Source organism: Halobacillus aidingensis (assembly GCF_900104185.1).
GTDB lineage: Bacteria > Bacillota > Bacilli > Bacillales > Halobacillaceae > Halobacillus > Halobacillus aidingensis.
The window spans coordinates 1-24,910 of sequence record NZ_FNIZ01000020.1; the positions used below are offsets into that span (position 1 = coordinate 1).

The 24,910-nt window shown below is 42.7% G+C and carries 30 protein-coding genes and 1 riboswitch; of the genes, 15 read left to right on the forward strand and 15 right to left on the reverse strand.

The window, feature by feature from the left end; translation table 11 throughout:
* The 3 genes from BLS23_RS16320 to BLS23_RS16330 all read left to right on the forward strand — a co-directional run.
* The coding region (locus BLS23_RS16320) for an IS3 family transposase (protein ID WP_143015291.1) at positions 1-299 on the forward strand (299 nt) is incomplete at its 5' end.
* A gap of 557 nt (positions 300-856) precedes the next feature.
* Positions 857-1,252, forward strand: a complete 396-nt coding sequence (locus tag BLS23_RS16325; protein ID WP_089654115.1) for a hotdog fold thioesterase — start codon at positions 857-859, stop codon at positions 1,250-1,252.
* Between the two features lie 34 nt (positions 1,253-1,286).
* A complete protein-coding gene (locus BLS23_RS16330; protein ID WP_089654116.1) occupies positions 1,287-1,661 on the forward strand; it encodes a TraR/DksA C4-type zinc finger protein in 375 nt (124 codons plus the stop codon).
* A gap of 38 nt (positions 1,662-1,699) precedes the next feature.
* On the opposite strand, the gene BLS23_RS16335 is transcribed toward BLS23_RS16330, so the two are convergent.
* Both BLS23_RS16335 and BLS23_RS16340 read right to left on the reverse strand, forming a co-directional pair.
* Positions 1,700-2,293, reverse strand: coding sequence for an ECF transporter S component (locus BLS23_RS16335; protein WP_089654193.1), 594 nt, complete (start codon positions 2,291-2,293; stop codon positions 1,700-1,702).
* Between the two features lie 153 nt (positions 2,294-2,446).
* A riboswitch (FMN riboswitch) is annotated at positions 2,447-2,593 on the reverse strand.
* Between the two features lie 559 nt (positions 2,594-3,152).
* Positions 3,153-3,863, reverse strand: coding sequence for a GntR family transcriptional regulator (locus BLS23_RS16340; protein ID WP_089654117.1), 711 nt, complete (start codon positions 3,861-3,863; stop codon positions 3,153-3,155).
* A 174-nt stretch (positions 3,864-4,037) separates the two neighbouring features.
* On the opposite strand from BLS23_RS16340, the gene BLS23_RS16345 reads away from it, so the two are divergent.
* The 3 genes from BLS23_RS16345 to BLS23_RS22275 all read left to right on the forward strand — a co-directional run bounded on the left by BLS23_RS16345 (position 4,038) and on the right by BLS23_RS22275 (position 7,749).
* Positions 4,038-5,945, forward strand: a complete 1,908-nt coding sequence (locus BLS23_RS16345) for a beta-glucoside-specific PTS transporter subunit IIABC (RefSeq protein WP_089654118.1) — start codon at positions 4,038-4,040, stop codon at positions 5,943-5,945.
* A 12-nt stretch (positions 5,946-5,957) separates the two neighbouring features.
* Positions 5,958-7,421: a 6-phospho-beta-glucosidase BglA gene (gene bglA, locus BLS23_RS16350; RefSeq protein WP_089654119.1), complete on the forward strand. Its 1,464-nt coding sequence runs from the start codon at positions 5,958-5,960 to the stop codon at positions 7,419-7,421.
* 187 nt (positions 7,422-7,608) lie between these two features.
* A complete protein-coding gene (locus tag BLS23_RS22275) occupies positions 7,609-7,749 on the forward strand; it encodes a DUF2164 family protein (protein ID WP_425250624.1) in 141 nt (46 codons plus the stop codon).
* Between the two features lie 198 nt (positions 7,750-7,947).
* Here BLS23_RS22275 and BLS23_RS16360 read toward each other — a convergent pair whose 3' ends face one another.
* Positions 7,948-8,226 carry a hypothetical protein gene (locus BLS23_RS16360; RefSeq protein ID WP_089654120.1) on the reverse strand — a complete coding sequence of 93 codons (279 nt, stop codon included), beginning with the start codon at positions 8,224-8,226 and terminating at the stop codon, positions 7,948-7,950.
* A gap of 158 nt (positions 8,227-8,384) precedes the next feature.
* On the opposite strand from BLS23_RS16360, the gene BLS23_RS21830 reads away from it, so the two are divergent.
* Positions 8,385-8,561, forward strand: coding sequence for a hypothetical protein (locus BLS23_RS21830; RefSeq protein ID WP_167356105.1), 177 nt, complete (start codon positions 8,385-8,387; stop codon positions 8,559-8,561).
* 143 nt (positions 8,562-8,704) lie between these two features.
* On the opposite strand, the gene BLS23_RS16365 is transcribed toward BLS23_RS21830, so the two are convergent.
* Both BLS23_RS16365 and BLS23_RS16370 read right to left on the reverse strand, forming a co-directional pair.
* Entirely contained in the window at positions 8,705-8,917 is a 213-nt protein-coding gene (locus BLS23_RS16365) for a hypothetical protein (protein ID WP_089654121.1), read from the reverse strand.
* Positions 8,918-9,016: 99 nt separating this feature from the next.
* A complete protein-coding gene (locus tag BLS23_RS16370) occupies positions 9,017-10,075 on the reverse strand; it encodes a M20/M25/M40 family metallo-hydrolase (protein WP_089654122.1) in 1,059 nt (352 codons plus the stop codon).
* Positions 10,076-10,194: 119 nt separating this feature from the next.
* Here BLS23_RS16370 and BLS23_RS16375 point away from each other — a divergent pair, with 119 nt between their 5' ends.
* Together BLS23_RS16375 and BLS23_RS16380 are read left to right on the forward strand one after the other, a co-directional pair.
* The gene (locus tag BLS23_RS16375; protein WP_089654123.1) at positions 10,195-10,746 is read left to right on the forward strand and encodes a thioredoxin family protein; all 552 of its coding nucleotides are present in this window, start codon (positions 10,195-10,197) and stop codon (positions 10,744-10,746) included.
* Positions 10,747-10,794: 48 nt separating this feature from the next.
* Positions 10,795-11,844, forward strand: coding sequence for a potassium channel family protein (locus BLS23_RS16380; RefSeq protein WP_244157252.1), 1,050 nt, complete (start codon positions 10,795-10,797; stop codon positions 11,842-11,844).
* Here BLS23_RS16380 and BLS23_RS16385 read toward each other — a convergent pair.
* The 3 genes from BLS23_RS16385 to BLS23_RS16395 all read right to left on the reverse strand — a co-directional run bounded on the left by BLS23_RS16385 (position 11,827) and on the right by BLS23_RS16395 (position 15,534).
* Positions 11,827-12,243: a YugN-like family protein gene (locus BLS23_RS16385; protein WP_181898550.1), complete on the reverse strand. Its 417-nt coding sequence runs from the start codon at positions 12,241-12,243 to the stop codon at positions 11,827-11,829. The two genes, BLS23_RS16380 and BLS23_RS16385, sit on opposite strands and share 18 nt — an antisense overlap.
* An 83-nt stretch (positions 12,244-12,326) precedes the next feature.
* Entirely contained in the window at positions 12,327-13,676 is a 1,350-nt protein-coding gene (locus BLS23_RS16390) for a glucose-6-phosphate isomerase (RefSeq protein ID WP_089654125.1), read from the reverse strand.
* A gap of 691 nt (positions 13,677-14,367) precedes the next feature.
* Positions 14,368-15,534 (reverse strand): iron-containing alcohol dehydrogenase, encoded by a 1,167-nt coding sequence (locus tag BLS23_RS16395; protein ID WP_089654126.1) that lies wholly within the window; start codon positions 15,532-15,534, stop codon positions 14,368-14,370.
* A gap of 139 nt (positions 15,535-15,673) precedes the next feature.
* Here BLS23_RS16395 and BLS23_RS16400 point away from each other — a divergent pair, with 139 nt between their 5' ends.
* Positions 15,674-15,913 (forward strand): DUF378 domain-containing protein, encoded by a 240-nt coding sequence (locus BLS23_RS16400; RefSeq protein ID WP_089654127.1) that lies wholly within the window; start codon positions 15,674-15,676, stop codon positions 15,911-15,913.
* 65 nt (positions 15,914-15,978) lie between these two features.
* Here BLS23_RS16400 and yugI read toward each other — a convergent pair whose 3' ends face one another.
* Positions 15,979-16,359, reverse strand: a complete 381-nt coding sequence (gene yugI, locus BLS23_RS16405) for a S1 domain-containing post-transcriptional regulator GSP13 (RefSeq protein ID WP_089654128.1) — start codon at positions 16,357-16,359, stop codon at positions 15,979-15,981.
* Between the two features lie 165 nt (positions 16,360-16,524).
* Here yugI and BLS23_RS16410 point away from each other — a divergent pair, with 165 nt between their 5' ends.
* A complete protein-coding gene (locus tag BLS23_RS16410) occupies positions 16,525-16,881 on the forward strand; it encodes a helix-turn-helix domain-containing protein (RefSeq protein WP_089654129.1) in 357 nt (118 codons plus the stop codon).
* Positions 16,882-17,176: 295 nt separating this feature from the next.
* A complete protein-coding gene (locus BLS23_RS16415) occupies positions 17,177-18,355 on the forward strand; it encodes a MalY/PatB family protein (RefSeq protein WP_089654130.1) in 1,179 nt (392 codons plus the stop codon).
* A gap of 29 nt (positions 18,356-18,384) precedes the next feature.
* On the opposite strand, the gene BLS23_RS16420 is transcribed toward BLS23_RS16415, so the two are convergent.
* Positions 18,385-18,960: a superoxide dismutase family protein gene (locus BLS23_RS16420; RefSeq protein ID WP_181898549.1), complete on the reverse strand. Its 576-nt coding sequence runs from the start codon at positions 18,958-18,960 to the stop codon at positions 18,385-18,387.
* 85 nt (positions 18,961-19,045) lie between these two features.
* Positions 19,046-19,240, reverse strand: coding sequence for a hypothetical protein (locus tag BLS23_RS16425; RefSeq protein WP_089654131.1), 195 nt, complete (start codon positions 19,238-19,240; stop codon positions 19,046-19,048).
* A 124-nt stretch (positions 19,241-19,364) separates the two neighbouring features.
* Here BLS23_RS16425 and kapB point away from each other — a divergent pair, with 124 nt between their 5' ends.
* Together kapB and deoD are read left to right on the forward strand one after the other, a co-directional pair.
* Positions 19,365-19,745, forward strand: a complete 381-nt coding sequence (kapB, locus tag BLS23_RS16430; RefSeq protein ID WP_089654132.1) for a kinase-associated lipoprotein KapB — start codon at positions 19,365-19,367, stop codon at positions 19,743-19,745.
* 93 nt (positions 19,746-19,838) lie between these two features.
* Positions 19,839-20,549: a purine-nucleoside phosphorylase gene (gene deoD, locus BLS23_RS16435; protein WP_089654133.1), complete on the forward strand. Its 711-nt coding sequence runs from the start codon at positions 19,839-19,841 to the stop codon at positions 20,547-20,549.
* A gap of 34 nt (positions 20,550-20,583) precedes the next feature.
* Here deoD and BLS23_RS16440 read toward each other — a convergent pair whose 3' ends face one another.
* On the reverse strand, positions 20,584-20,811 hold the full coding sequence (locus BLS23_RS16440; RefSeq protein WP_089654134.1) for a hypothetical protein: 228 nt from the start codon (positions 20,809-20,811) through the stop codon (positions 20,584-20,586).
* Positions 20,812-20,926: 115 nt separating this feature from the next.
* Positions 20,927-22,402, reverse strand: a complete 1,476-nt coding sequence (locus BLS23_RS16445) for a leucyl aminopeptidase (protein WP_089654135.1) — start codon at positions 22,400-22,402, stop codon at positions 20,927-20,929.
* A 275-nt stretch (positions 22,403-22,677) separates the two neighbouring features.
* On the opposite strand from BLS23_RS16445, the gene BLS23_RS16450 reads away from it, so the two are divergent.
* Positions 22,678-23,160, forward strand: coding sequence for a divergent PAP2 family protein (locus BLS23_RS16450; RefSeq protein WP_089654136.1), 483 nt, complete (start codon positions 22,678-22,680; stop codon positions 23,158-23,160).
* A gap of 36 nt (positions 23,161-23,196) precedes the next feature.
* Here the strand turns inward: BLS23_RS16450 and BLS23_RS16455 are convergent, their stop codons facing one another.
* Positions 23,197-23,874, reverse strand: coding sequence for a 3D domain-containing protein (locus BLS23_RS16455; protein WP_089654137.1), 678 nt, complete (start codon positions 23,872-23,874; stop codon positions 23,197-23,199).
* Positions 23,875-23,990: 116 nt separating this feature from the next.
* Positions 23,991-24,308 (reverse strand): YuiB family protein, encoded by a 318-nt coding sequence (locus tag BLS23_RS16460; protein WP_244157253.1) that lies wholly within the window; start codon positions 24,306-24,308, stop codon positions 23,991-23,993.
* Between the last annotated feature and the right edge of the window lie 602 nt (positions 24,309-24,910).

The window sequence follows — 24,910 nt, forward strand, 5'->3', positions numbered from 1 at the left end:
TACTGATCCATTCCGATCAAGGATGGCATTATCAAATGAAACAATATCGAGACCGTCTACAAAAAGCAGGCATTACACAAAGTATGTCACGTAAGGGCAACTGCCATGATAATGCCGTCATAGAAAATTTCTTTGGAATTATGAAATCCGAGTTCCTTTATCATAAAGAGTTTGAAAGTGTTGAGCACTTCAAGGAGGAGCTCTCAACATTTATGAAAAAATACAACAATACCAGAATCAAGTCTAAACTAAGGATGAGCCCGGTCCAATTCCGCAATAAGCATCAAGCAACAGCCTAATTACATAGTGTCCAATTTTATGGGGTCAGTACACGTCCTGTGGGGTCTCACCAAGCACTTTTTTCCCACAGGAGTCTCGCCATTCCCCTCCGCCCCTTTGCCATATAAGTATCTCGAAACCACTTCAATAAATAGCGATGCTTTCCATATTAGCTTTTAGATCCTAGAATGTATATTCTACATGGAAAGCCTGCTATAGAGCGCTTTAATACTATAGACCAGGAATTGTGAAAGACACTCATCCTCGGCAAAGGGGTTCGTTTCACGCATACATCAAATGGGATGGTTGGGAAGCTGCGAGACTCCCGTGGGAGAAAGGAGATAGGCGAGATCCCGCAGGACGAAGTCCGAGGAAGCTTGCCACTCCCCCACAGGAAAGCGAGTAGCTTCCCAACCAACCCTAACGCTCAACCAGGCAACGAACCCCGGAAACATCTCTAAATTGAGTCTTCTACAATCCTGCCAGATAGTTGAATAAGTCATTTATGATTTTAGTTCGTAACATGAAGGTTTGACCATTTTTACAATGGGAATAATAAAAAAAGGACGGGATGAAAATGAACAAAACTATGATGAAGAATACATTGATGGAAGCACTAGGAATGGAAGTTCTGACGGCAGATCCGACAAAGGTAGAAATTCGCATGCCTGTCGATCACCGTACTCATCAGCCCATGGGGTTCCTCCATGGTGGAGCAAGTGTGGCATTAGCCGAGAGCGCTGCGAGCATCGGAGCATTTTTAAACATTGACCCTGCTAAACAACAAGTTTTCGGTGTAGAAATCAATGCCAATCATATAAAAAGTGCTCGTGATGGATATGTAAAAGGAACAGCAACCCCGGCCCATATCGGAAAAAATACGATGGTATGGGAAATACAAATTGTTAATGAAGCTGATGAATTGGTGTGTTTATCCCGATGCACCGTAGGAGTCGTTCCATTAAAAAAATAACCGAACTGTATAGTCGAAAGGAGTCACTTTTAACATGTTGAATGATAAGCAAAAACAGAAATTCAAGGACCGCCTTTTAGAAATGAAAGAAGAAGCGGAAGCGCAAATGGAAGAATACAAAGAAGATCAAGCTAAAGAAGATTATGAAAACGACCGAACCGGTGAAATATCGAGCGTTGCTGATCATCCTGGCGACCAGGGAACAGATCAATTTGAGAGAGCGAAAGAACAAACGTTTTATGAACAGGCGCGAGAAAAATTAATGGAAGTAGAAGATGCTCTAAAGCGTATGGAAGAGGGACGTTATGGTCTGAGTGAAAAGTCAGGTGACCCCATACCAGTCGAGCGTTTGGAAGCCATGCCTACAGCACGTTATAACGTGGAAGAAATTGAAAACGAAAAAAACTAAGCAAATGAAAAGCGAGGGGCATGGGCCCCTCGCTTTCTTTATGCGGCTGACTGGCGTACACTTTTTTGTTCAATCCAGTCCTTCATTTTCACGAATAACATAATAAATAATGATCCAGCAATGGCTCCTTTAATCACATTAAAAGGAAGAATCCCCGCTACGATCGTCATCCATTTCACATCTGTACTCATTGTCTCCCAACCCATAAACCAGCTGTACGCAGGGAGGATAAGGAAATAATTGAGCACACTCATCGTCACTGCCATAAAGACGGAACCAAAAACCAAACCTAAAACGAGTGATTTCATCGTCTTGCCTTTACGATAGATAATGGCAACCGGAACAATGAAAAGGACGCCGGCAAAGAAATTCGCAACGACCCCTATGGGATCAGAAACTCCTGTAAAAATCATATATAAAGCATTTTTCAAACCTTCTACCACAATACCTGCGAGTGGTGAAAATAAAATCGCAGCTAGAAGAGCAGGAATGTCACTAACATCCACTTTTAAATAAGGGGGTAAAAAAGGAAGCGGAAATTTCAAGAACATTAACACCATAGATATCGTACCAAGTAACGCTAGAATGACTAACTTTTGCAGTTTTGATGAATGCCCTGTATAAGAGTCCATCATCGATCTCCTCCTTCATCTTTTCATCGATTCACATCCCAGATGAAGGTAAACGGCCTATAAAAACACATAAAAATAACCCTGTAGCATTTAGGGCTAAGGGTAGTCGTGTCCATAGGAAATAGAGGTAGTGTTAAATCTACCACATCCGTTCGACATCTTCTCCCATCCAGACTTTAACTGTCGGTCCCGGACTTTCACCAGGTCCACCGCATGGTCAAACCATACGGGTCACGGACTTGAAGAATCCACGTTCTTCTTACCGTCGGTCGGGAATTGCACCCTGCCCCGAAGATGGAATCGATATTTTATTGTAAACTTATTTTATACAAAGCCCTATGATATCGCAAGTTAAAAGTTTTGCATCGGATTGTTTTCGGTTCTTTTCGGATTAAAAAGAATGGTTGTTGACGAGTTTCGTCAACAATTCGTCAACAAAAAAAGACCAACAGCTTAGAAGGCTGTTGGAGTGGGTATGATTGCACAAGATAGACTATTGCAGAACACTACTAAATCAACGTTCTTTATGATTAATGAAGATGTCTTCTAATAAAAATGGGGCAATAATAATGAATTTCAGTCCTATTTTCTGCCTCCTTGCCCCAATCAGACGTGCGTTTTGTTTCACCATCATAAAACATTAAATCATCCAAACGATTCTGTAGAGATCCGTTCGGATGATTTATGTTAAAAAGAATTCACGCCACTCCTTCAAAACACACCGCTTCCCTACAGGATCTTCGACTCGCGCTTTTCCCACAGAGTCCGCGTATTTTGACTATGCGAATTACCTGCATTTATACACATAATCATTTTTTGACATCACTGCTTTACTTATCTTCTGGTCTCTCTTTCCGCTTTATAATATATGACTATTTGCCTGTAGAAAGAACTGTGATTGTTCATAGTTGTACGTCACTTTAGAAAAGTCGAACGGCTGCCCGTTCGTTAAGTGAAAAATACTCTCCATGAAAAGCTTCGGATCCCCTTCTTTCAATCCTAAATACGCGGCTTCTTCTTCATTCAGTTTATCAACGTGAAGGTAAATATCTGAGAAACCAACCTTCAAACCGAGACCTTCTTGGATGTAATGAAAGATCGACTCAGAAGCAATCTCCCAATTCAAGTAGGTGACAGACGATTTATTATAGTACGACTCCTCTAGACAGAGTGTTTGTCCGTTAATGTAGCGGATGCGCTTCACATAATAAACCTTCTGGTGCTGATCGATGTTCAAGTTATAAGCCACTTCTTCTGTCGGTTGACAAACCTTTAACTCGACCACCTCAGATGTGACATTAAATTCTTCCAGGTCCTTTTTAAATCCCTGATTTGATAACAGACTGATGTATCCTTTCCTGTTATGTCTTCTGACAAAAATTCCGCTGCCCCTTACTTGATACACGACTCCCTTTTTCTCCAGAAGATCCAGGGATTTCGTAATGGTGCTCTTACTCACGTTAAAACGTGCCATCAGATTTTCAAGGACAGGCAGTTTATCCCTTTGCTGAAGGTTATGCTCTTCAATATATTTTTCGATGTCAATTGCAATTTGCTGATACTTTAACATAAACATTCCTCTTTACCTTTTTAATCCTTACTTTACCAGCATTATAGCATAAACAGCCCTGCGGCTCATTTACTCGTTTTAATAATATATAATTATTTTGTTTGGGTATTGATAAATTGTACCGGTACAAATTATAATGTAAGCGAATACTCAAATTAAAAAGGAGGGTTTCATTTGGCGAAAAAAGTGAGAGATTACTCTAAGCTTGCAGGGGACATATTAGAGGCAGTCGGCGGGGAAGAGAACATCATTAAGGTATCACGGTGTGCCACGCGGCTCCGACTCGTGCTTAAGCGATCGAAACCGCAGGCCAAGGAACAGGTGACGTCTTTACCTGGGGTTATTACGGTTGTAGAGAATAACGGACAGTTCCAGGTCGTCATTGGTCAGCATGTAGGTGAGGTTTACGAAGCATTTGCCAGCCTGGTAAATATGGACATGGGGGATGATGATCAAAGTGAAAAGCAAGGAACGATCGTCAACCGTGTCATTGCCACGATGTCAGCCGTTTTCGCTCCCTTTATTTACATTTTAGCGGCTGCTGGTATTCTTCAAGGCTCGTTGATTTTAATTAATTTGTTTTTTTCCGGATTTCAGGAAACAGGAACCTATGAAGTGTTGAGCTTTATTTCATGGGCGCCTTTTACCTTCTTACCTATTTTCATTGCAATGACCGCAGCGAAACATTTTAAGGCCAACACGTATATCGCGGTTGCATGTAGTGCAGCTTTAGTCAGTCCGACGTGGACAGCAATGGCTGAACAGATTGCGTCAGGAGAAACGATTTCTTTCCTAGGCATTGCATTATCAGAAACGGTGTACACTTCTTCTGTACTGCCGCCGCTTTTCTTAGTCTGGCTCTTATCCTATCTTGAGAAGTTTCTAAATAAAAACATGAATGAAGTCGTACGGCCATTATTCGTACCGCTCATCTGTATGATTGTCATGGTGCCGTTAACGATTCTGTTAATCGGGCCGCTTTCCACATTAGGGGCTAACGGGATTGCAAACGGCTACAATTTCTTAGCGGAAAATGCACCAGCCCTGGCTGGAGCGATTATTGGATCGCTATGGCAAGTGCTCGTTATTTTCGGCGTTCACTGGGGTGTTACACCAATGGTGCTCGCTAACTTTGATCAGTACGGTCGCGATTCCTTCCAGGCGTATCAGACCATTGCAGTTATTGCCCAGATTGGCGCCGTTCTTGGGGTCGTTCTTAAGGCGAAAAGCCAAGAAACGAAAAAAGTCAGTGTTTCAGCAGGGATAACCGGGATCTTCGGGATTACAGAACCTGCGATTTACGGGGTTAACCTGCGATTTAAGAAGCCGTTTATCTTTGGCTGTATCGCAGGAGCCGTCGGTGCGATTACGGCAAGCTTTTTTAACCCGTATTATTTTGCCTATGCCGGACTGCCGGGGCCATTAACCATTGTGAACGGCATAGACAGCGCCTACCCGATGTCAATATGGGGCATTGTGATCGGCTCCTTGATCGCCATTGTCCTTCCTGTCGTGCTCATTCAAATTTTTGGATTTGGAGAAGATACGGCCCAACAAGCTGGCAGTGAAGCGTTAGTTGAGGAACAAGGTCAGGCTGGCGAGACTGCTGCGGCTGATGCAAAAGTGAATGAAGAAGTCGTGGACGCTCCGTTCACCGGGAACGTCATTCCGCTTGCAGAGGTGCCCGATGAAGTATTCAGTTCAGGAGCGATGGGTAAAGAAGTCGCCATTCAGCCGACGGAAAATAAACTTTATGCTCCATTTGATGGCACTGTCGTCATGATCGCGCCTACCAAGCATGCGATCGGATTACGTTCAAAAACTGGAATAGAGTTACTCGTGCACATAGGAATCGATACAGTCAAACTCGACGGAAGTCCTTTTAACTTACATGTAGAAGACGGGGCGGTATTTAAAAAGGGAGAAATCCTTGTTGAATTTGATGAAGAAGCCATCCAGAGTCAAGGGCTCGAAACCATCACTCCGGTCATCGTTACGAATGCAGGAGCTTACGAAGAAGTGATCATTGAAGATCTGAAGCAAAGCATATTCAATCAAAAACTAATGACAGTCGTAAAATAAGGAGGAAGAAACATGACACAAATGCCAAACGATTTTCTATGGGGCGGCGCGTTAGCCGCTCACCAATTCGAAGGCGGATGGAACGAAGGCGGCAAAGGACCGAGCGTCGTTGACGTTATGACCGCAGGAGAACATGGCGTTCCTAGAAAAATCACCGCAAACATTGAGGAAGATGAGTTTTATCCAAACCATGAAGCCATTGATTTTTACCATCATTATAAGGAAGACATCGCGTTATTTGCTGAGATGGGATTGAAATGCCTGCGTACCTCCATTGGGTGGACCCGTATTTTTCCGAAAGGGGACGAAGCGGAGCCGAACGAAGAAGGGCTGCAATTTTATGATGATGTGTTTGACGAATTATTAAAGCATGGCATCGAGCCTGTAATTACCCTCTCTCACTTTGAGATGCCGCTCCACTTAGCTAGAGAATACGGCGGGTTCCGCAGCCGCAAAGTGGTCGACTATTTCGCTAAATTCGCAGAAGTCTGCTTCAACCGCTACAAAGACAAAGTAAAATACTGGATGACATTTAATGAAATTAACAACAAAATGGACGTCAACAATCCGATTTTTCTATGGACAAATTCCGGAGTAACAGTAAAAGAAGGAGAAAACGCGAAGGAAATTATGTACCAGGCCGGCCACCACGAATTACTGGCCAGTGCTTTAGCCGTTGCGAAAGGAAAGGAAATCAATCCAGACTTCGAAATTGGAGCCATGGTGTCTCACGTGCCGATCTATCCTTACTCCTCCAACCCGGAAGACGTCATGCTGGCTGAAGAAATGATGAGGCAGCGCTACTTCTTCCCTGATGTGCACGTACGCGGGTATTACCCGAGCTATGCGTTAAAAGAGTTTGAGCGTGAAGGCTATCAGATTCCATTTGAAGACGGGGATGAAGAAATTTTACGTAACGGAACCGTTGATTATCTCGGCTTCAGCTATTACATGTCCACGACGGTTAAAAGTGACGTAGAACAAGATAACAGCGGTGATATCGTCAACGGCGGCCTGCCAAATGGAGTAGAAAATCCGTACATCAAATCAAGTGACTGGGGCTGGGCGATTGATCCAACAGGGCTGCGCTATACGCTCAACCGCTTCTACGATCGCTATCATATTCCCTTATTTATCGTCGAAAATGGATTTGGCGCTGTAGATAAAGTAGAAGATGACGGATCAATCCACGATAAAGCAAGAATCGAATATTTAAAGTCCCACATTGAAGCTGTGGAAAAAGCCGTGACGTACGACGGAGTCGATTTAATGGGCTACACACCTTGGGGCATTATTGATATCGTGTCTTTTACAACCGGTGAAATGAAAAAACGCTACGGCATGATTCACGTTGACCGTGATAATGAAGGAAACGGTACCATGAAGCGGTCTAAGAAAGATTCATTTGACTGGTATCAGCAGGTCATTGAAACGAACGGTGAAATTTTATCTTATAAACACCACATAAACATTTAAATAAAAAAATAAACCCGAATAAGGCCAGTTCTTATTCGAGTTTATTCGTAGAAGGCTTGAGTAAAAGGGATTTCATCATCGTTGAGTATTATATAAACGAAGATAAACATTAAAACGGAAGCCCTGGCTCATGCCAGGGCTATTAGTTTACACTAAAATGGGAGCATAAATTAAAGAGGCATCAAAAATTGAGAGCCCCCACTTCCAAAACTCACTAGCCTCTCACTTTTATAATTATGCTGTAAACGACGCGATCACCGTTCTACAAACCCAATATTCTTCGATCGAAGAAGAAGTTCGTACCCTCGAACGTCCCCTGCGTCGGTAACAATGAAGAGTGAACTTCGATGGTTCACTCTTTTTTCATCAAATGAGTCCTCTAGGAATGACTAAATACATTTAAACAATCGTGCATAACAAAAAAGGAAAACGCTTTAAAAGCATTTTCCAAATAGACCCAACTAGTGCAACTTTTATTAAATGAAAAAGGTAACGACATTTATTGACGATCATTTCAAAGGCAGAACTATTCCCTCTGGTTCATGTTCATTTGTTCTTCAACTTCCCGTTTATCTTCGGAAGGTTCTTCTCCAAGATCTGGCTCTTGTTCATCCCTATCTATGATCGGTTCATCCAAGTCACGCCTCATATCTTCATCACGATCCATACGATTTCTTTGATTGTCTTGATCATAACGTGTGGGTTGATAGTTGACATCTTCCGGCTCATTTTGATTTACGCCTGCACACGCAGATAAAATGGAAGTGAGCAGCACCACCATTACAATTGTTAATTGCCTTTTCATCTCCTCACCTCCTTGATATGTTTACCTTTTACTATTTGCATGCACAGAAAATCCATACACATAAACGGACTAAAAAAACCATTATAATATCCATCATTCGAGGCAGAATAGTCATGTAACTCCTTTCAAACCATTACTTCAAAAGGAATGATTAAAATATGGGTAGAAGAAATTCATGGTTAGCACTAGGAACAGCTGGGGCCATAGGTGCCGCAGCAATGTATGGGATAAATAGAATGAATCGCAATGGTGGAATGCAGCAAGTTGGCAAAAATGTCCAAAATAGCGAAATGGCTCAAAATTTACAAAACGCTCTCCCAAACAATAATCAATAACAAAAAGTGGAAGCCATACTTCGTTGGCTTCCACTTTTTATTATTGTCTTCCGTTCAATTTCAACCTCACACCTTCCTTCGCCGGATAGTGGCGAGGTGTGATGAGAATGAAAATAAAAAAAGGCGCATTCTAGCGACTTTTTTTATGCCGATGGAGACTGCATTTTTTCTGTAGCATCTATAAAGAGACGAAGAGTTGAAGAAACAGTGGATACATCGACGAGACCATCTTCACTATCTTTCACCTTATCGAGTTGCATGAGAAGGTATTCATCATATCCATGCAACTGTAGTTGCCCGGCGCAGATCTTCCCTTTCAACGTCATAATTTGTTGATGCAGTGCTTCCCGATCCATGCAGATCACTCCTTAATATAGAAGATTATATCTGCTATTCTTTCCAATTATGCTTTAAATAAACAAAACACCGAGGGAGACCCCTCGGTGCTGAACAGATTAATCTTCTAGAGGATTCAGACTTTCATTTCCTGTCATATTCTTAATCATTTCAACCAATAAGGAGATCTCTTCTTCGATGTCCTTAACGCTTACAGTTTCTACAGGAGAATGCATATAACGGAGTGGCAGGGAAACAAGACTAACCGGAACACCTTTGCCGGTAAGTCTCATCTTATCAGCATCCGTCCCAGTCATTCGGGGCGTTAGCTCATACTGCACGTCCATTTCAAGAGATTTGGCTGTGCTTTCAAGAAGCTTGTTAATCTTCCTGTTGATCGGGGCTCCTTTTGCAAGTACAGGTCCCCCGTCTAAGCGTACGTCGCCATGTTTATTCTTGTTGACCCCTGGATAATCGGTAGCAAACGTTACATCACATGCAATTGCCATCGTTGGTTCAATGCCAGCCGCAGCGAAATAAGCTCCTCCCATGTTGGTCTCCTCATTGACGGTGCTTGCCGCATAGACCCCTATTTTAATTTCTTCTTTAGAAAGCCTTCTCAATACTTCCCCTACGATAAATTGTCCTGTACGGTTATCCAGACCGCGTCCGGCTATGTATCGATCCATCAACAGCTCCGGTTCCCTTTTATAGACAGCAAGATCACCAATTTGAACAAATTGCTCCACCTCATCTTTCGATTTGGCTCCACAGTCAATAAAAAGATCGTCTAAGCCAAAATCACCTTTCAATCCACCATGATGTTGAGCGTTTACTCCAATGACCCCTGTCAATTCTTTTTCATAGCCAAGTATATTAACCTTCATTCCTACGGCTGCTTTCGGGTTGATGCCTCCCATTTTGTCAAAATGAAGATAACCTTGATCATCAATACGGTTGATGACGAGCGCAATTTCATCACAGTGCCCGGCTAACAGGATTTTGAATTCCGCTTCAGGATTCAATACAGCGATAGCATTCCCAGCATGGTCAGTCTTGATTTCGTCAGCAAATGGACGCATCTCTTTGATCCATCTTTTTTGTATCTCCATTTCCATGCTGGATGGAGAAGGTGTGTTTAGCAATTCCATTAAAAAATTCAGTCGTTCTTTTTCCATAATCATCCCCCTTTTCTTTTATCATACCAAAAAAGGGGAATACCATTATAATTAGACGCTTATTCTGATCCTAATGAGGGAACATGATCCTGTACGGAGTTTTTAGAGGAGGAATTGGAATGAACTTAGAAAACTGGTTTAACAGAGGAATGACAGCACAGACCTACGTCGATCACATGCAAACACACCAGAAAGACTTCATTTATATATATGAAAACTTCCCGGTCCCCGTTGAAGATCAGCCCATATTCGAAAAAGTACAAAACAAGAAATTACGCGCGATTGTTCTTACAGAGGACTGGTGTGGAGATGCGATGCTGAACTTGCCGATTTTCTTAAAAATTGCAGAGCATGCACATATCCCCGTCCACTTCCTTTTGCGTGATGAAAATTTAGAATTGATGGATCAATATTTGACAAACGGACGGTCAAGATCCATCCCTAAAATCATTTTTATCGACACCAAAGGAAATGAGGTGGGAACTTGGGGACCACGTGCTCCCGAAATCCAAGCATTTATTGATGATTCATTAGCAAATCTTCCTGATCAAAATGCTGATGATTTTAACGAAAAACGAAAGGAAATGCTTACGTTCATTACAAAGGCCTATCGTGATAATCGAGACTTCTGGTCTTGTGTCTATAAAGATTTGAAAGGAAAAATATCATGACCCTGCTTCCAAAAGGATTTCCTTATTATTAAGGAAGTCCTTTTATGTTTGAAGAAAGACCGGAACAGCCATACTGAGGATAAAAAAGGGGCGTACGGCATGCAATCCTTAATCCGCCTATATATTCAAATGCCGCTGTTTTTGCGGTTATTGACTACAGTATTGTTTACCATGTCATTATTTGGGTTGATCATCCATATCATAGAGCCTGAGAACTTCCCCACTTTCTTTGATGGTCTCTGGTGGGCATTTGTGACAGGCGCCACCGTTGGTTATGGTGATTATGTCCCTTTAAGTGCAACAGGGAAAATCATCGCGATTCTTCTCATTCTATCAGGGGGAGGGCTGGTGACCTTTTATATGGCAACTCTTTCAGCTTCGACGGTCAAACATGAAACGGACTTATCAGAAGGAAAAGTCCCCTATAAAGGAAACGATCACTTGATCCTTGTTGGATGGAATGAACGGACCCGTCACTTGCTGGATATGCTGGAAGAACAAAACCTTCAAGAAAAAATTGTTCTGATCGACCGGACGATGAACCAATTTTATCAGCGTTTATCCAGTGTGCACTTCATTAATGGAAGTGCCACGAACGAAGAAACGCTTGAACATGCCAATGTAAATGAAGCAAGAATGGCGATCATAACCTCCGACCCATCCATGGAAGAAGAACAGTCCGACCAAACCGTTATTCATCAGATTGTTTCACTGAAAGGACACCATCCGGGTTTATTTATTATTGCTGAAGTACTGACAGAAAAACAAAAAATCAATGCAGAACGGGCAGGAGCCGACACCGTCATCCGATCGAATGATTTTATGAGCAGTCTCTTCTACCAGGAGCTCTATCGCAACGATCCTGTCAAGCCATTTGAACTGCTTCTTCATTTGTTGGCAGAACGGCAATTTCACGAAGAAAAAATTAGTGGTGAACTCATCGGAAAACCTATGCTCAAAGCTTTTGAACACTTCCTGAAAGAACATTATCAAATTATCGGCATAAAAAAAGGCGAAGATCTCTCCTTCGACCTTCACCCTGATATTGTATTGGAAGAAGGGGATGTACTTGTTGTTTTTTCACCCCTTCGAAAGTAAGACCTGTTCAACTTGGGCAAGCAACTCTCTTCCCTTATTGATGTGTTCTTCAGGAAAAGATGCGTCTTTATCCACCGGCTCCTGGAACTGATCGAAAATCGCACGAAAGTTCCCTTCTTTCACGTTATCATCAAGACCTGGATTATATTTATGAGAGAGCAGGAACGGTTCTTTCATTTCAATCATGGCATAATCGCCAGGTGCATCTAAAGAGCCTGAGGTTACGACGAACGGAAGACGAATGAATTGGTAACCTACATGATCGTCTATTTTGTAATCAAAATATCCATGCTCATAATCCCAGTTGTCGGAAAGTTTAAAGCCGAGAGCCTTCAGTTCACTCTCCACATCGTTATACGTGTAGACTTGCCCTGTAATTGGTGAAGATAATGGAATCACTGTCATCACTCCTTTATTCCTTACTATGCCCAAACAAAAAAAGCTCAGGTCATCCATTTTCTGGAGGACCTGAGCTTTTCTTCTTATTTCAAGCGTTTTTCAAGTTCTTCTTTTTCTTTTTCGAATCCTGGCTTACCAAGTAGTGCAAACATGTTGACTTTATATGCCTCTACACCTGGCTGGTCGAAAGGATTCACACCCAATAGATAACCGCTGATGGCACATGCTTTTTCAAAGAAGTACACGAGATATCCGAACGTATAAGCATCGCGTTTCGGCAGGTGCAAGATTAAGTTCGGCACATCTCCGTCTGTGTGTGCAAGCATTGTTCCAAGGTAGGCTTTTTCATTTACCTCGTCCACTGTAGCTCCCGCGAGGTAATTAAGACCGTCCAAGTTCTGGCTGTCTTCCTCGATCGTAATGTCTGAAGATGGTGTTTCTACATTTAAAACCGTTTCAAACAAATCACGACGCCCTTCCTGTACATATTGTCCAAGAGAGTGCAGATCAGTGGAGAAGTTTGCAGAAGCAGGGAAAATTCCTTTTTGGTCTTTTCCTTCGCTCTCACCAAACAATTGCTTCCACCACTCAGAGAAATATTGAAGGGATGGCTCATAGTTCACAAGCATTTCAATCGTTTTCCCTTTGTTATAAAGGACATTCCTAACGGCAGCATACTGATACGCAGGGTTTTCGGAAAGCTTATCTGTGCTCAACTCACTTTGAGCAGCCTGAGCACCTTTCATCATTTCATCAATGTCGATTCCGCTTGCGGCAATTGGAAGAAGACCAACTGCCGTCAAAACAGAATAACGCCCACCGACATCATCCGGTACGACAAAGGATTCGTAGCCTTGTTCACCAGCCAGTGTCTTAAGGGCCCCTTTTTCTTTGTCAGTTGTTGCATAGATTCGTTTACGCGCTTCTTCTACGCCATACTTCTCTTCAAGGAACTTACGGAAGATACGGAAAGCAATGGCCGGTTCTGTCGTCGTTCCACTCTTAGAGATGACATTGATGGAAACATCTTTGTCTTTAAGTACATCAAAAAGTTCATTCATGTATGGCGCACTGATGCTGTTACCAATGAAGAACACTTGTGGAGTGCTTCGGTCTTCAGAAGACAACTCATTGTAAAAACTATGATTCAACATTTCAAGCGCAGCACGTGCCCCTAAGTATGATCCACCGATTCCGATGACCAGCAAAACATCAGAGTCTGATTTGATCTTTTCAGCGGATTTTTTAATACGTGCGAATTCCTCTTTATCGTAATCCTCAGGTAAATCCAACCATCCTAAAAAGTCATTTCCTGCTCCTGTTTTTTCGTGCAGGGATTTGTGCGCAAGGGAAACCGCTCCTTGCATGTATTCTAGTTCATGTTCACCAAAGAAAGGCAAAGCTTTTTCGTAATCAAAACGAACATGTGTCATTGATGACCCTCCAAATCGTCATTTTTTGCTTGACCAATTTCACTTTATCGAAACCTTACCTTCAAATCAAGCAAACGCGAAATTGTAAACGGATACATGCGAAACTTTCATACATCTGTTAAAATTATGGAGTAACACTTACCCAATATTAACCAACCAACTCAACAAACGCTCCTTTTAGTTGAAGACTCATTCGAGACTTTTGTTGAGTGGATGGGGCTGCGGGAAAAAAGTGCATGGTGAGCCATTCCCCTCCGCCCCTTTGCTATATAAGTATCTCGAAACCACATCCCGAATAAGCTGCTTTTACTCATTGTAATTGGAGGGGAATAAACTCCCAAGGGCGCTATTCTGCATGTGGTATAGAGCGCTTCATGCTTAAAACACCAGGATAGTAGAAGGTACCCTCCCACAGTAAAGGGGTTCGTATCTCATATTCATCGAATGGGTGGTGGGAAGCTGCGAGAATCCCGTGGGAGAAGGAGATAGGCGAGATCCCTTTAGTGCGGCAGCCCGCCCGAGGAAGCTCGGCACTCCCCCACAGGAAAGCGAGTTGCTTCCCAGCCACCCCTGACGATCAACGCGGCAAGCGAATCCCGAAACATCTCGAAATCGAGTCTTCCGCAATCCCGCAAATCAGCTAAATAAACGTAAAAAATCGGAGGGCACACCCTCCGATTTTTTACATATTTTATTTAGACATCTCCAAGATTTTTTGAACGTCTTCTTCATGCAATTGATTGAAGTTTCCGAATGGTCCTCGTTTCATTGCACGGTCGACGATGACATCGAATTTGTCGTCGCCAATATTGTAATCAGCTAATGTTTCAGGAGCTCCGATTGAACTCCAGAAGGAACGTAGAGCCTTGATGCCCTCTTCGGCGACTTCTTTATCCCCTTTTCCTTCTGGATTGACGCCGAATACTTTTGTAGCCAAACGAGCAAATCGTTGTTCGTTGACTTCCAAGTTGTGTTTCATCCAGTTCGGGAATAGAATCGCTAGTCCGCCCGCGTGTGGGATATCATAGACAGCAGATACTGCATGCTCGATATTATGACTGGCCCAATCGCCGCGGTAACCCATTTGAAGCATACCATTCAGCGCAACGGTACCCGCATACAGAATCGTTTCTCTATGTTCGAGTGATTCCAGGTCTTCAAGAAGCTTAGGTGCTGTATCAATAACTGCTCTCAGTACACCTTCCACCATCTCATCTTGCACAGGAGACTGTGTTGGGTTATGGAAGTACTGCTCAAACAAGTGTGTCATCATATCAACAATTCCATAGATCGTTTGGTCTTTCGGAACACTTACCGTGTAGGCAGGATCAAGAATAGAGAAAGTCGGATTCGTTAGAGGAGCTGCACCCCATCCGTACTTTTCATTCGTTTCCCAATTCGTTATGACAGCACCTGCATTCATTTCGGACCCTGTAGCTGCTAAGGTCAGTACGGTTCCGAATGGAAGAGCTGATTCAGGCTTCGCTTTTCTTGTAACGAGATCCCATGGAGCTCCGTCGTAATTCGCTCCAGCTGCAATCGTTTTGGTACAATCAATGACACTTCCTCCACCTACAGCAAGAAGGAAATCGATGTTTTCTTCTTTACAGATCTGCACCCCTTTTTCCACAGTGGTCAGTTTAGGGTTGGGTTCTACACCAGATAGTTCCTGGACTTCCACACCCGCTTCGTTCAACTGACTCATCACTTGGTCATAGACACCGTTTTTCTTTATACTTCCTCCACCATATACAATAAGCACTTTTTTAGTGCCGTCCGGTAACTGGGAAGGTAATTGACTAATTTGGTCTTTACCGAAAATTAATTTCGTTGGATTATGAAACGTAAAAGCATCCATAATGAAATTCCCCTTTCTAAACTGAGCGTACGATGATATTATCCCCGAATTCCAAGGTATTCTCAAAAGATATGCAATTCGTATAATATTTTTTTCTGTGTTTAAGCTAATAAAGTATAACAAAAAGGAGGTGTTTTAGATGAATTGGTTAAATCGTGTGGCACTTCTTCTAGTCATTGTTGGAGCAATCAACTGGGGGTTGATTGGTTTATTTCAATACGATCTTGTCGCTGGACTTTTCGGCGGTGGTGAACAAGGAGCATGGCTGTCACGGGTAATTTATACACTTGTCGGTATTAGCGGACTTATCGTCATATCTCTTTATTTTTCACCGGTTGCCGAACATGAGGAATCCGCGGCACCTGATCCGGCGGAATAAACTTAAAAGATGAATCAACATAAAAAAGGACCTGTTCCATGGAACAGGTCCTTTTCAAATCTTTCTTATTTACGGAATTTCTCGCGGTCGTCGGATTGTTTGATCCAATCTTCCAGCTTGTCTTTCAGCGTGTTGAAACCAGCTGTTGATTCTTCTTGCTTAGGTGCTGCTTGCTTACGAGGACGACGTGTTGCTTTTGGAGCTTCTTGCGTCGCACGGATAGAAAGAGAATATTTATTGCTCTTTTCATCGATGTTCAAAATTTTAACTTGTACCTCGTCACCTTCGGAAAGATGCTCGTTGATATCCTTAACGTAGCCGTGAGTTACTTCTGAAATGTGTACAAGTCCTTGAACTTGCTCATCTAGAGCAACGAACGCACCGTATGGCTGAATTCCTGTAACTTTACCTTCTAAAACTTGACCTTCTTGAAACTTATCTGACATGCTATACAACTCCTGATTTAATTATTATTCGCTTCTTTTCACGCAATAAATGATTTTACCATAAAAGAGACCATTTAGCAAAGTAAACTTAAACTTCTCTAAACGTTTGAAATTTCTCCCCCGATAAAGTGGTATAATATAGGAAAGAACAGAGGAGGTATGCTTATGTCCACTGGTAACAATATCCGCAAATACCGCGAGTTGAAAAACTTCACAAAGGAAGAACTGGCTATGAAAGTCAGAATTGGGGTCCATACTCTCGAAAGTTATGAAACTGACGAACGTATTCCTGAATTGGATACAATCCTTAAGATTTCAACTGTCCTTGATATCCCTGCCTCTGAATTATTGGAAAACCATGAGGAAAACTCCTCAGAAATTGATGAAGAGTTACAAACTCTCATACAGGAAATTGGCGTGAAACGTTCAAAACTCCTACTTAAAAAAGCCCGTGACTTCTCAGAACAGGACGTCCTTCGCGCAATGAATCTCCTCTATGATTTAAATCAACAAAAAAATTAAAAAATAGGTTTATAAACTATGAAAGATGGTTATATTAAATAACGTAAGACTTTCTCGTATTCCCCCTGTGTAAGCAGAGCGAACGTTCGCTTTGCTTTTTTTTTGGGCTTTTTTATCAAACACTCACCAATACTTATCACGAAGATACGGCCATTCCTAAGAGATCCTCTTTCCTTAGCTATACAATGTATCTTCGTTCTATTCGTAGAGTCATTGCACACAAACAACATATTTTCATTCAACCGTCCGATTCGGGTAAGATAGATAACAAAATGGAGTATTGGAGGAAAACGCTATGGAACGTTTTGAAGAAGTCGTTTCGAGAAAAGGAACAAGGTCCGTCAAATGGGATATGGCGGAAGATCTTTACCAGGATAAAGAAGTGCTGCCGATGTGGGTCGCTGATATGGACTTCAAGACTCCATCAGCCGTAACGAATGCTTTAAAAGAAAGAGCAGAACACGGAATTTTCGGATACACGATACCTGATGCCAAAGTCAAAGAAAGCATCACTCATTGGCTCGAAAACCGCCACAAATGGAAAATAGATCCAGAGTGGATCACTTATAGCCCTGGAGTTATTCCATCCTTGCATATGATCATTCAATCGCTCACAGAAATCGGGGATCATATCATTATTCAGACTCCGGTCTATCCTCCCTTTTACAGCGTCATCAAAGATCACGGAAGGCATGTGGTGAAAAACCCTCTTCAACTAAACGAAGAGCAATATGAAATTGATTTCGCTGATTTTGAAAAGAAAATCAAAGAAAATGACGTTTCTATGTTCATCCTTTGCAATCCTCACAATCCCGTTGGCCGGGTGTGGAAAAAAGAAGAACTGCAAAAAATGATGGACATCTGCTTAAAACACGACGTCAAGGTCGTTGCGGATGAGATTCACGCAGATTTGATCTATAAAGGAAACGTCCACGTCCCTATAGCGAGTTTATCAGAAGAAGCGGCCAAGCAAACCATCACCTGCTTATCACCAACCAAAACGTTCAACTTAGCTGGGCTTCAGGCTTCTTACGTCGTCATTCCTGATGAAACAGACAAGAAGAAAGTTGACCGTTACTTTAAAAACCAGGGAATGTTAATGCTGAACACATTAGGCGTGACAGCCATGGAAGCGGCTTATGATCATGGTGAAGAATGGTTAATAGAATTAATGGATGTTTTGGAAAATCATCGCGATTACGTCACCCAACGGTTCCATAACGAAACATCTTCGATCCGCGTTTTTCCAGCAGAAGGTACCTACCTTCTATGGTTGGACTGTAGAAAACTAGGGATGGACCAAACAGAGTTGAAGCGTTTTATGCAAAAAGAAGCGAAAGTGGGCTTGAACGATGGTGCTTCCTTCGGTGAAGAAGGAGAAGGATTTATGCGCCTGAACATAGCCGCTCCGAAATCGATCATCGAAGATGGTGTCAACCGTATCATTGAGGCGGTGAAGGCACAAGAGCAATAAAAAAAGGTCTCCCTCAAAGGGAGACTTTTTTAATTTCCTTCCTGCTTCTTATCAGGCTCTGTCGGATCACTCGTTTCATCTTCGTCCGCTTTTAGTGTAATTTTACCACAAGCGATTCGTTCCCCTGAATCCCCTGCCGGCTGGGTCATCCCATCATCCTCACCGCTATGAATCACGATGGATGTCCCCTCATCTCTAAGTAAAGACTTCTGACCTTCTTTCAACTTGGCTTCAGGCAACATTAATTTCGTATCCACCATACCACTTTGATCTGCTTCCACATTCGGCATGTCCCCGACGTGAGCTCCCTCAGGATTCATCAAACCATGGTCTTTAGAAAGGGGGTTGAAGTGATTTCCGGCACTCTTGAAATCAGGAGCTTCACATTTCGGAAACTCATGAATATGGACTGCGTGCATCCCAGGTTCGAGGCCTTCTACTTTTAATGTCACCTCGACTCCTTCCGATTGTTCAGTCAATGTTGCTGTGCCAATTTTATCGTTGTCGGCATTATAAATCGACGTATTCAAAGGAGAGCGCTCTTCCCCCGAACATCCATTAAGAATAAACACAAATGCTATCAATAACCCGATTGAAATTCTCATATAAATCCTCCGTTCATGAAATACTCCATGGATAGTATCTCCATCGATTTATAAAATATAACAAAAGCCACGTCAGGCTCAGGCTCTAACGTGGCTTTTCATTCTTTTTATTGGCATTCGCTTCGACTTTGTAGGCTTGGTCTACTTTCTGCTCTTCTTTTTGGGAAATTTTAATGAACCAGATCATTGTGACTGCGGCAAATACAATAAAAAGCATTAACATAACGATCGCAGGAATATACTCTGATTTATCTTGAGGGAAATATAGAAATTCCATCATAGGGCAACACATCCTTCTAACTAGAAGTATATCAAAAATCCACCTCACCAATGAAGAGCTTCACGATATCTTCACAATTTCAATTTTTGTTACAATAGATGGAGAATGTGAGAGGAGTGAGTGTATGTCAGAGTTTCCAAGCGGCTCCATTGTGAAAGCCCATTATAAAACAGGTATTTATATCGGTGAAGTCGTCGAAGACCGCAACCGCTTTTATCTTGTAAAAGTCCTGGCCGTCGATAAACACCCAATGCAAGGGGACCTTCATAACCCCGGCAAAACAGAAGAAGTCTTTTTCCATCAGCGGAAAGCTTTAAGCTACAATGAAAAAGCGAATGTACAAAAAGAAGCGGTCAAGCCTTTTGAAGGGGAAGTTCCTTCATACGAAGAGTCTTTAAAAGAAGCAGTGGATGCTCTTAAAGCAAAGCTTGAAAGAAGAGAGACGGAATTCAACCAGAGTGCAAAAAAGCAGTTGGATGATTTAGAAAAGCAGTACTTTGGCTAAATGGGAGAATGACAGCGCTTTTTTTCGTATTTGTTTTCTATTCAAGGGTATGGTAATTTTATATAGTCAAAAGTAATGGAGGAGGTCATATCCATGACAACACATATTGGAGCGAAACCCGGAGACATTGCAGACAAGATCCTTCTTCCTGGTGATCCGCTACGAGCGAAATACATTGCAGAAAACTTTCTAGAAGATGCGACATGCTATAACGAAGTACGAGGCATGTACGGTTATACAGGTACTTATAAAGGTGAAAGAATTTCCGTTCAGGGAACAGGCATGGGAGTTCCTTCCATCTCCATTTATATCAATGAATTGATGGAAAGCTACGGTGTTCAAAAACTGATCCGTGTCGGCTCTTGTGGTGCATTGCAAAGCGACGTTAAAGTTCGTGACGTCATCCTTGCCTCTACGTCCACAACGGATTCCCAAATGAACCGTATGGTCTTCGGTGGCATTGACTTTGCACCGACCGCTGATTTCAACCTTTTGAAAAATGCGTATGATGCGGGAACAGAAAAAGGCTTGAAGCTGAAAGTCGGTAACGTATTTACCAGCGACAGCTTCTACCGTGATCAAGCGATGGATCTTTTCAACTTGCTTGCGAAGTACAACGTGCTGGCAGTGGAAATGGAAACAACAGCGCTTTACACGCTGGCAGCGAAATACAATCGTCAGGCTCTATCCGTTCTGACCGTCAGTGACCATATCCTGACAGGTGAAGAAACGACAGCGGAAGAACGCCAAACGACATTCAACGAAATGATCGAAGTGGCTCTAGAAGCAGCGATTCAAGACTAATAAACAAGCACCCCTACAGCTGTAGTGGGTGCTTTCATTTTGGTGCAACATTCTCTATATCGTTTATATTGACTACATAGATACGGTCGCCAATGCTGATAAAAACTTCCTCACCCCACACTCTTTCCATTTTTCCGAAATAATACCCATCCAGCGTATGAACGATAAGGAAAGTCCCTACATTCTTTTCTACCATGCGTAGGATGGCACGCCTACGTGGCGTAGAACGGATTTTGCGCCACAACGACGTCAGTTGGAACATCTCCCAGCCTCCCCGCTCATTAACCTCCCTATATGTTATACGCCTGTTATCTACGAGGTGCGAGGTCTGGACCTATAAAAACATAAAAACCTCCCGGCCCCGGGAGGTTTTTAAACTATTTCACAATATACTGGGCTAAAGTTTTGGACATGACACCTGTCGGACCTTTAGGACCCAAATCGTGCGCACCTTCAGCAATGGATGTACCTGCGATATCCAAATGAACCCATGGTACTTTTTCAACGAAGGCACCGACAAACGCTCCCCCCATGATTGGATGAGCTTTTCTCGTCGGCGAGTTATTCAAATCAGCAATCGCACTTTTTCTCACTTGCGCTTTATAATCATCATTGTAAGGTAAAAGCCAAATCGGCTCTCCTACAGATTTCCCTGCGCCCTCAACATCTTTATAAAAATGTTCATCGTTTGTCATGGCGCCTGTCATCCAGGTGCCTAGTGCCGTGACGACGCCGCCAGTTAAAGTAGCGACATCAATTACTCGATCCGCACCCTGACTCTGAGCGTAAGTGACCCCATCAGCAAGGGCAAGACGGCCTTCTGCATCTGTATTCAAAACTTCAATCGTCAAGCCGCTCATAGACGTAATCACATCATCCGGCTTGAAGGCATCGCCTGATATCATATTGTCGGATGATGGAATCACAGCAATGACGTTCTTTTTCGGCTTCAATTGACCGATGGTTTCCATAGCGCCGAGAACAGCTGCCGCTCCTCCCATATCACCTTTCATGCCTGGCATTCCGGTTTTCGGTTTAATCGAATAGCCACCTGTGTCATAAGTAATCCCTTTTCCAACAAGGGCGGTGACATCTTTCCATTCTTCAAGTCCCTGATATTTGAGCACAATCATTTTGGGCGGTTCTATAGATCCTTGATTGACGGCCAATAAAGCTCCCATACCCAGCTCTTCCATATCTTCTTTCTCTAGAATGCTCAACTCGAACTGATAGTCTTCCGCCATCGTTGTAGCAAACTCTGCCATTTCAGATGCTGTCAAAATATTCGCAGGCAGATGAACCAAATACCTTGCCGTGTTCACCCCATCCGCAAAGGCTTGTCCTCTATATAAACCTTCAAGGACAACCTTTTCCTCTCTTTCTGTCCAAACGGTGAGTTCATTGATGTCGACCGGTTCTTTTTGATTGGTTTTAAAAGAAGGGAGACGATACGTAGACGTCAGCATAGCTTCCGAAAGAAGAGCGGAGTATCTTTCTACATCTTCCCCTTCAGGAATAAAACTCTCAAGTAAAACAGTCACAGACGAGATTTCGTCTTTGATTAAGCTTTGAAATACACGACCAAATGTCTTGCGGCACTTGTTTTCGTCAAATTTATGTGAGGATCCGAGACCAATGACATAGATGTTCTTCAAGTCACTTTCATTCATGACTAAAACCTTATCCAGTTTTTTACTTTCTGTAGACAAATGTCCTGCATCTATGTACGCTCCAAGATCGACTCCACATGAATCTTTCACCTTGTCGATCATATGCTTGTTCACTTCTTTTTCGTCAAAAAGACCTACAAGTAACGATCCCGTATCATTCCATTCGTTTGTTACAGTAAACATATTGATACACCTCCAACTTAAGTATACACAATCCCACTTTGTTTTCCTTGTGAAAAAGATCATTTCTTCGACCTTAACTTAACATGAATATAACTATCTCGCTCCATGGAACATATGGTATAATGACTTTGCTCCATCACCATATAAACGCTACAAAAAGAACATGCCATCATTTTATGGATGCACTTGATTCGTTCACCCATGCTCTATTGTATGAATGAACAACTACATAGATTGTCATTTCTATTCCCCGGAAGATCAGAAAGGATGTCAACATGCTATTAGATTTAGTGCAAAACTTCCCCCTTTGGGCGTCGATCGCTGCTATTCTTTTCGCCCAAGTGATTAAAATCCCTATTCAATTCATAGCATCCAGACAATTGAATACCAGCCTCGCCTTCAGTACAGGCGGAATGCCCAGCAGTCACTCCGCAGCTGTTACCGCTCTGGCCACAGGTGTTGGAATTGAACAAGGATTCGGATCATCCGTTTTTGCTATTGCCTGCGTGTTCAGTATCATCGTCATGTTCGACAGTACAGGAGTAAGGCGTCAAACTGGCGAACAAGCCATTATGTTGAACATCTTACTCAACGACTTCAACCGGTTCGTAAGTGAAGCCAAAAGCTGGCAGCAAAAAGAAGGCTATCAAAAGAAAGAAGAACTAAAAGAACTGTTGGGCCACCAGCCGATTGAAGTGTTCTTCGGGGGACTGACAGGTATTCTCCTCACCTTTCTACTTCATTCCTTGATCTACTAAAAAAATCTCTTCCGATTTATTTTCGGAAGAGATTTTTTATTGAGTCATTTGTGAACGGAACACTTGCAGCGATTCATCCTCATTCAATTTATTCAAGTATTCTTCAGAGAGTTGGCCGTTCCCCTCTTCAACTACATAAACGTCGAGCGTTTGCTTCCCCCACTGATTGTATACATCATTCACGGTTGGAAAATAAAGATCGAGCTTATTCCCTTTGATGGCCCCGCCAATATCTGCAACCACTCCATAGCCGTAACCAGGAATAAACAATACAGTCCCTAATGGAAACATTTCTAAATCCGCAGCAATGGTAGAATATAAATCCCGCTTCACATTAACACCTGAATACGTAATTCCGTATCCAGGATGCTCAGGCGTTTTGCCCGTGGATTCATACCCCGCTGTATAACCAGTTGCTACAACTTCTTGACTCGGGTATTGACTGAAATCAATCGTATCTTCCAACAGTTCCACCGCTTCGATGACCGCACTGGATACATAGGTCTGCGGAGCATTTTTTATCTTTAAGCTTTTCTCACTAAAATCTTGATCTTTTTGAAGAAGCGTCTCCCCATCCAGGGATTCTCCTCTGAATTTAGACGCCAGCCATTCGTCAAAGTCAGAGAGCGATAAGTTTGTTACATTCGTAAAAGTACTATAAAGAGCAAAGCTGAACAGTAGAATAAAAAAGATAGACTTCGTCCGCTTGTTCATGAAATCACCTCTAGGTGTAATCATGTCCAAGCTCGATTTTTTTATTCAAACGAGTCCTTTTCAACAAAGATTATTAAAAAAGGCTAACAGCATAATATGCCGTTAGCCTTTCCGTTTTAAAACATTTGGTATCCACTTTTTCGTAATTTCTTAATAACGATTCCAGCCACCAGGGTACCAACGAATCCACTTGCCAAGATGACGATATCCACAAGCTTTAGGTTGAATAATTGTTCAAAAACTGTAGGAAACGCAGTCCCTGGAGCCGAAAAGTACTTTGTCCATGAAAAGTCATCAACGATGAATAGTACGATGATCGGATAAACGATAGCCATCAACCACGAAGAACGTAAAATCATATTCAATAAAAAAGAGATTCCGAAGAATAGCACAAAAAATAACAACATTGACACGATGAACTGCACGATATTCACTAACGCTTCCCCCTATGTATGTTCAACGAAACACAAACGAATCCAAACCTCATTCTATAACGGTTACATAAAAAGCGCAAGAGCTCTCCCATATCGATACAAATGCTTATTAAACAAACTGACAGGAGTCTTGAAGACTTGATTTCGAGACGTTTGCGTGTGCTTTAGGGGCTGCGGGGAATGAGTCGCTTTCCGCGGGAGCGCGGTGAGCCTCCTCGGACTCCGTCCTGCGGGGTCTCACCAAGCACTTTTTTCCCGCAGGAGTCTTCCCCATTCCCCTCCGCCCCTTTGCCATAATAAGTTCTCGAAATCGCTCCTCAGACCACCTACCTATAAGTAGGATAACCATGTCCCAGTACTGGTCCGACAGCATTCTTCGTCTCAAAAAAACTCGGCCTCTGAAGGTGGTTTCGAGCACCTTTCTATCGTAAGGTGGTTTGGAAAACGGGGAGACTCCTGTGGGAATGGATTGGCTGGCGAGACCCCGCAGAGCGGAGCTCGAGGAGGCTTGCCGTCATCCCCACGGAAAGCGAGCCGTTTTCCCAACCACCATTTCCACACATAAAAGTCTCGAAACTGAGTCTTCAAAAAGAAAAGCGAAA

Bases quoted from the DNA above. Each gene is read 5' to 3' on its own strand.
- BLS23_RS16340 (WP_089654117.1), bottom strand. From the start codon at position 3,863: ATGTTAAAGTATCAGCAAATTGCAATTGACATCGAAAAATATATTGAA.
- BLS23_RS16415 (WP_089654130.1), top strand. From the start codon at position 17,177: ATGGAACGTTTTGAAGAAGTCGTTTCGAGAAAAGGAACAAGGTCCGTC.
- BLS23_RS16425 (WP_089654131.1), bottom strand. From the start codon at position 19,240: ATGATGGAATTTCTATATTTCCCTCAAGATAAATCAGAGTATATTCCT.
- deoD (WP_089654133.1), top strand. From the start codon at position 19,839: ATGACAACACATATTGGAGCGAAACCCGGAGACATTGCAGACAAGATC.
- bglA (WP_089654119.1), top strand. From the start codon at position 5,958: ATGACACAAATGCCAAACGATTTTCTATGGGGCGGCGCGTTAGCCGCT.
- kapB (WP_089654132.1), top strand. From the start codon at position 19,365: ATGTCAGAGTTTCCAAGCGGCTCCATTGTGAAAGCCCATTATAAAACA.
- BLS23_RS16335 (WP_089654193.1), bottom strand. From the start codon at position 2,293: ATGGACTCTTATACAGGGCATTCATCAAAACTGCAAAAGTTAGTCATT.
- BLS23_RS16330 (WP_089654116.1), top strand. From the start codon at position 1,287: ATGTTGAATGATAAGCAAAAACAGAAATTCAAGGACCGCCTTTTAGAA.
- yugI (WP_089654128.1), bottom strand. From the start codon at position 16,359: ATGTCAGATAAGTTTCAAGAAGGTCAAGTTTTAGAAGGTAAAGTTACA.
- BLS23_RS16360 (WP_089654120.1), bottom strand. From the start codon at position 8,226: ATGAAAAGGCAATTAACAATTGTAATGGTGGTGCTGCTCACTTCCATT.
- BLS23_RS16325 (WP_089654115.1), top strand. From the start codon at position 857: ATGAACAAAACTATGATGAAGAATACATTGATGGAAGCACTAGGAATG.
- BLS23_RS16390 (WP_089654125.1), bottom strand. From the start codon at position 13,676: ATGACACATGTTCGTTTTGATTACGAAAAAGCTTTGCCTTTCTTTGGT.
- BLS23_RS16440 (WP_089654134.1), bottom strand. From the start codon at position 20,811: ATGTTCCAACTGACGTCGTTGTGGCGCAAAATCCGTTCTACGCCACGT.
- BLS23_RS16455 (WP_089654137.1), bottom strand. From the start codon at position 23,874: ATGAACAAGCGGACGAAGTCTATCTTTTTTATTCTACTGTTCAGCTTT.
- BLS23_RS16370 (WP_089654122.1), bottom strand. From the start codon at position 10,075: ATGGAAAAAGAACGACTGAATTTTTTAATGGAATTGCTAAACACACCT.
- BLS23_RS16450 (WP_089654136.1), top strand. From the start codon at position 22,678: ATGCTATTAGATTTAGTGCAAAACTTCCCCCTTTGGGCGTCGATCGCT.
- BLS23_RS16395 (WP_089654126.1), bottom strand. From the start codon at position 15,534: ATGGATGCTTTTACGTTTCATAATCCAACGAAATTAATTTTCGGTAAA.
- BLS23_RS16365 (WP_089654121.1), bottom strand. From the start codon at position 8,917: ATGGATCGGGAAGCACTGCATCAACAAATTATGACGTTGAAAGGGAAG.
- BLS23_RS16400 (WP_089654127.1), top strand. From the start codon at position 15,674: ATGAATTGGTTAAATCGTGTGGCACTTCTTCTAGTCATTGTTGGAGCA.
- BLS23_RS16375 (WP_089654123.1), top strand. From the start codon at position 10,195: ATGAACTTAGAAAACTGGTTTAACAGAGGAATGACAGCACAGACCTAC.
- BLS23_RS16420 (WP_181898549.1), bottom strand. From the start codon at position 18,960: ATGAGAATTTCAATCGGGTTATTGATAGCATTTGTGTTTATTCTTAAT.
- BLS23_RS16445 (WP_089654135.1), bottom strand. From the start codon at position 22,402: ATGTTTACTGTAACAAACGAATGGAATGATACGGGATCGTTACTTGTA.
- BLS23_RS16410 (WP_089654129.1), top strand. From the start codon at position 16,525: ATGTCCACTGGTAACAATATCCGCAAATACCGCGAGTTGAAAAACTTC.
- BLS23_RS21830 (WP_167356105.1), top strand. From the start codon at position 8,385: ATGGGTAGAAGAAATTCATGGTTAGCACTAGGAACAGCTGGGGCCATA.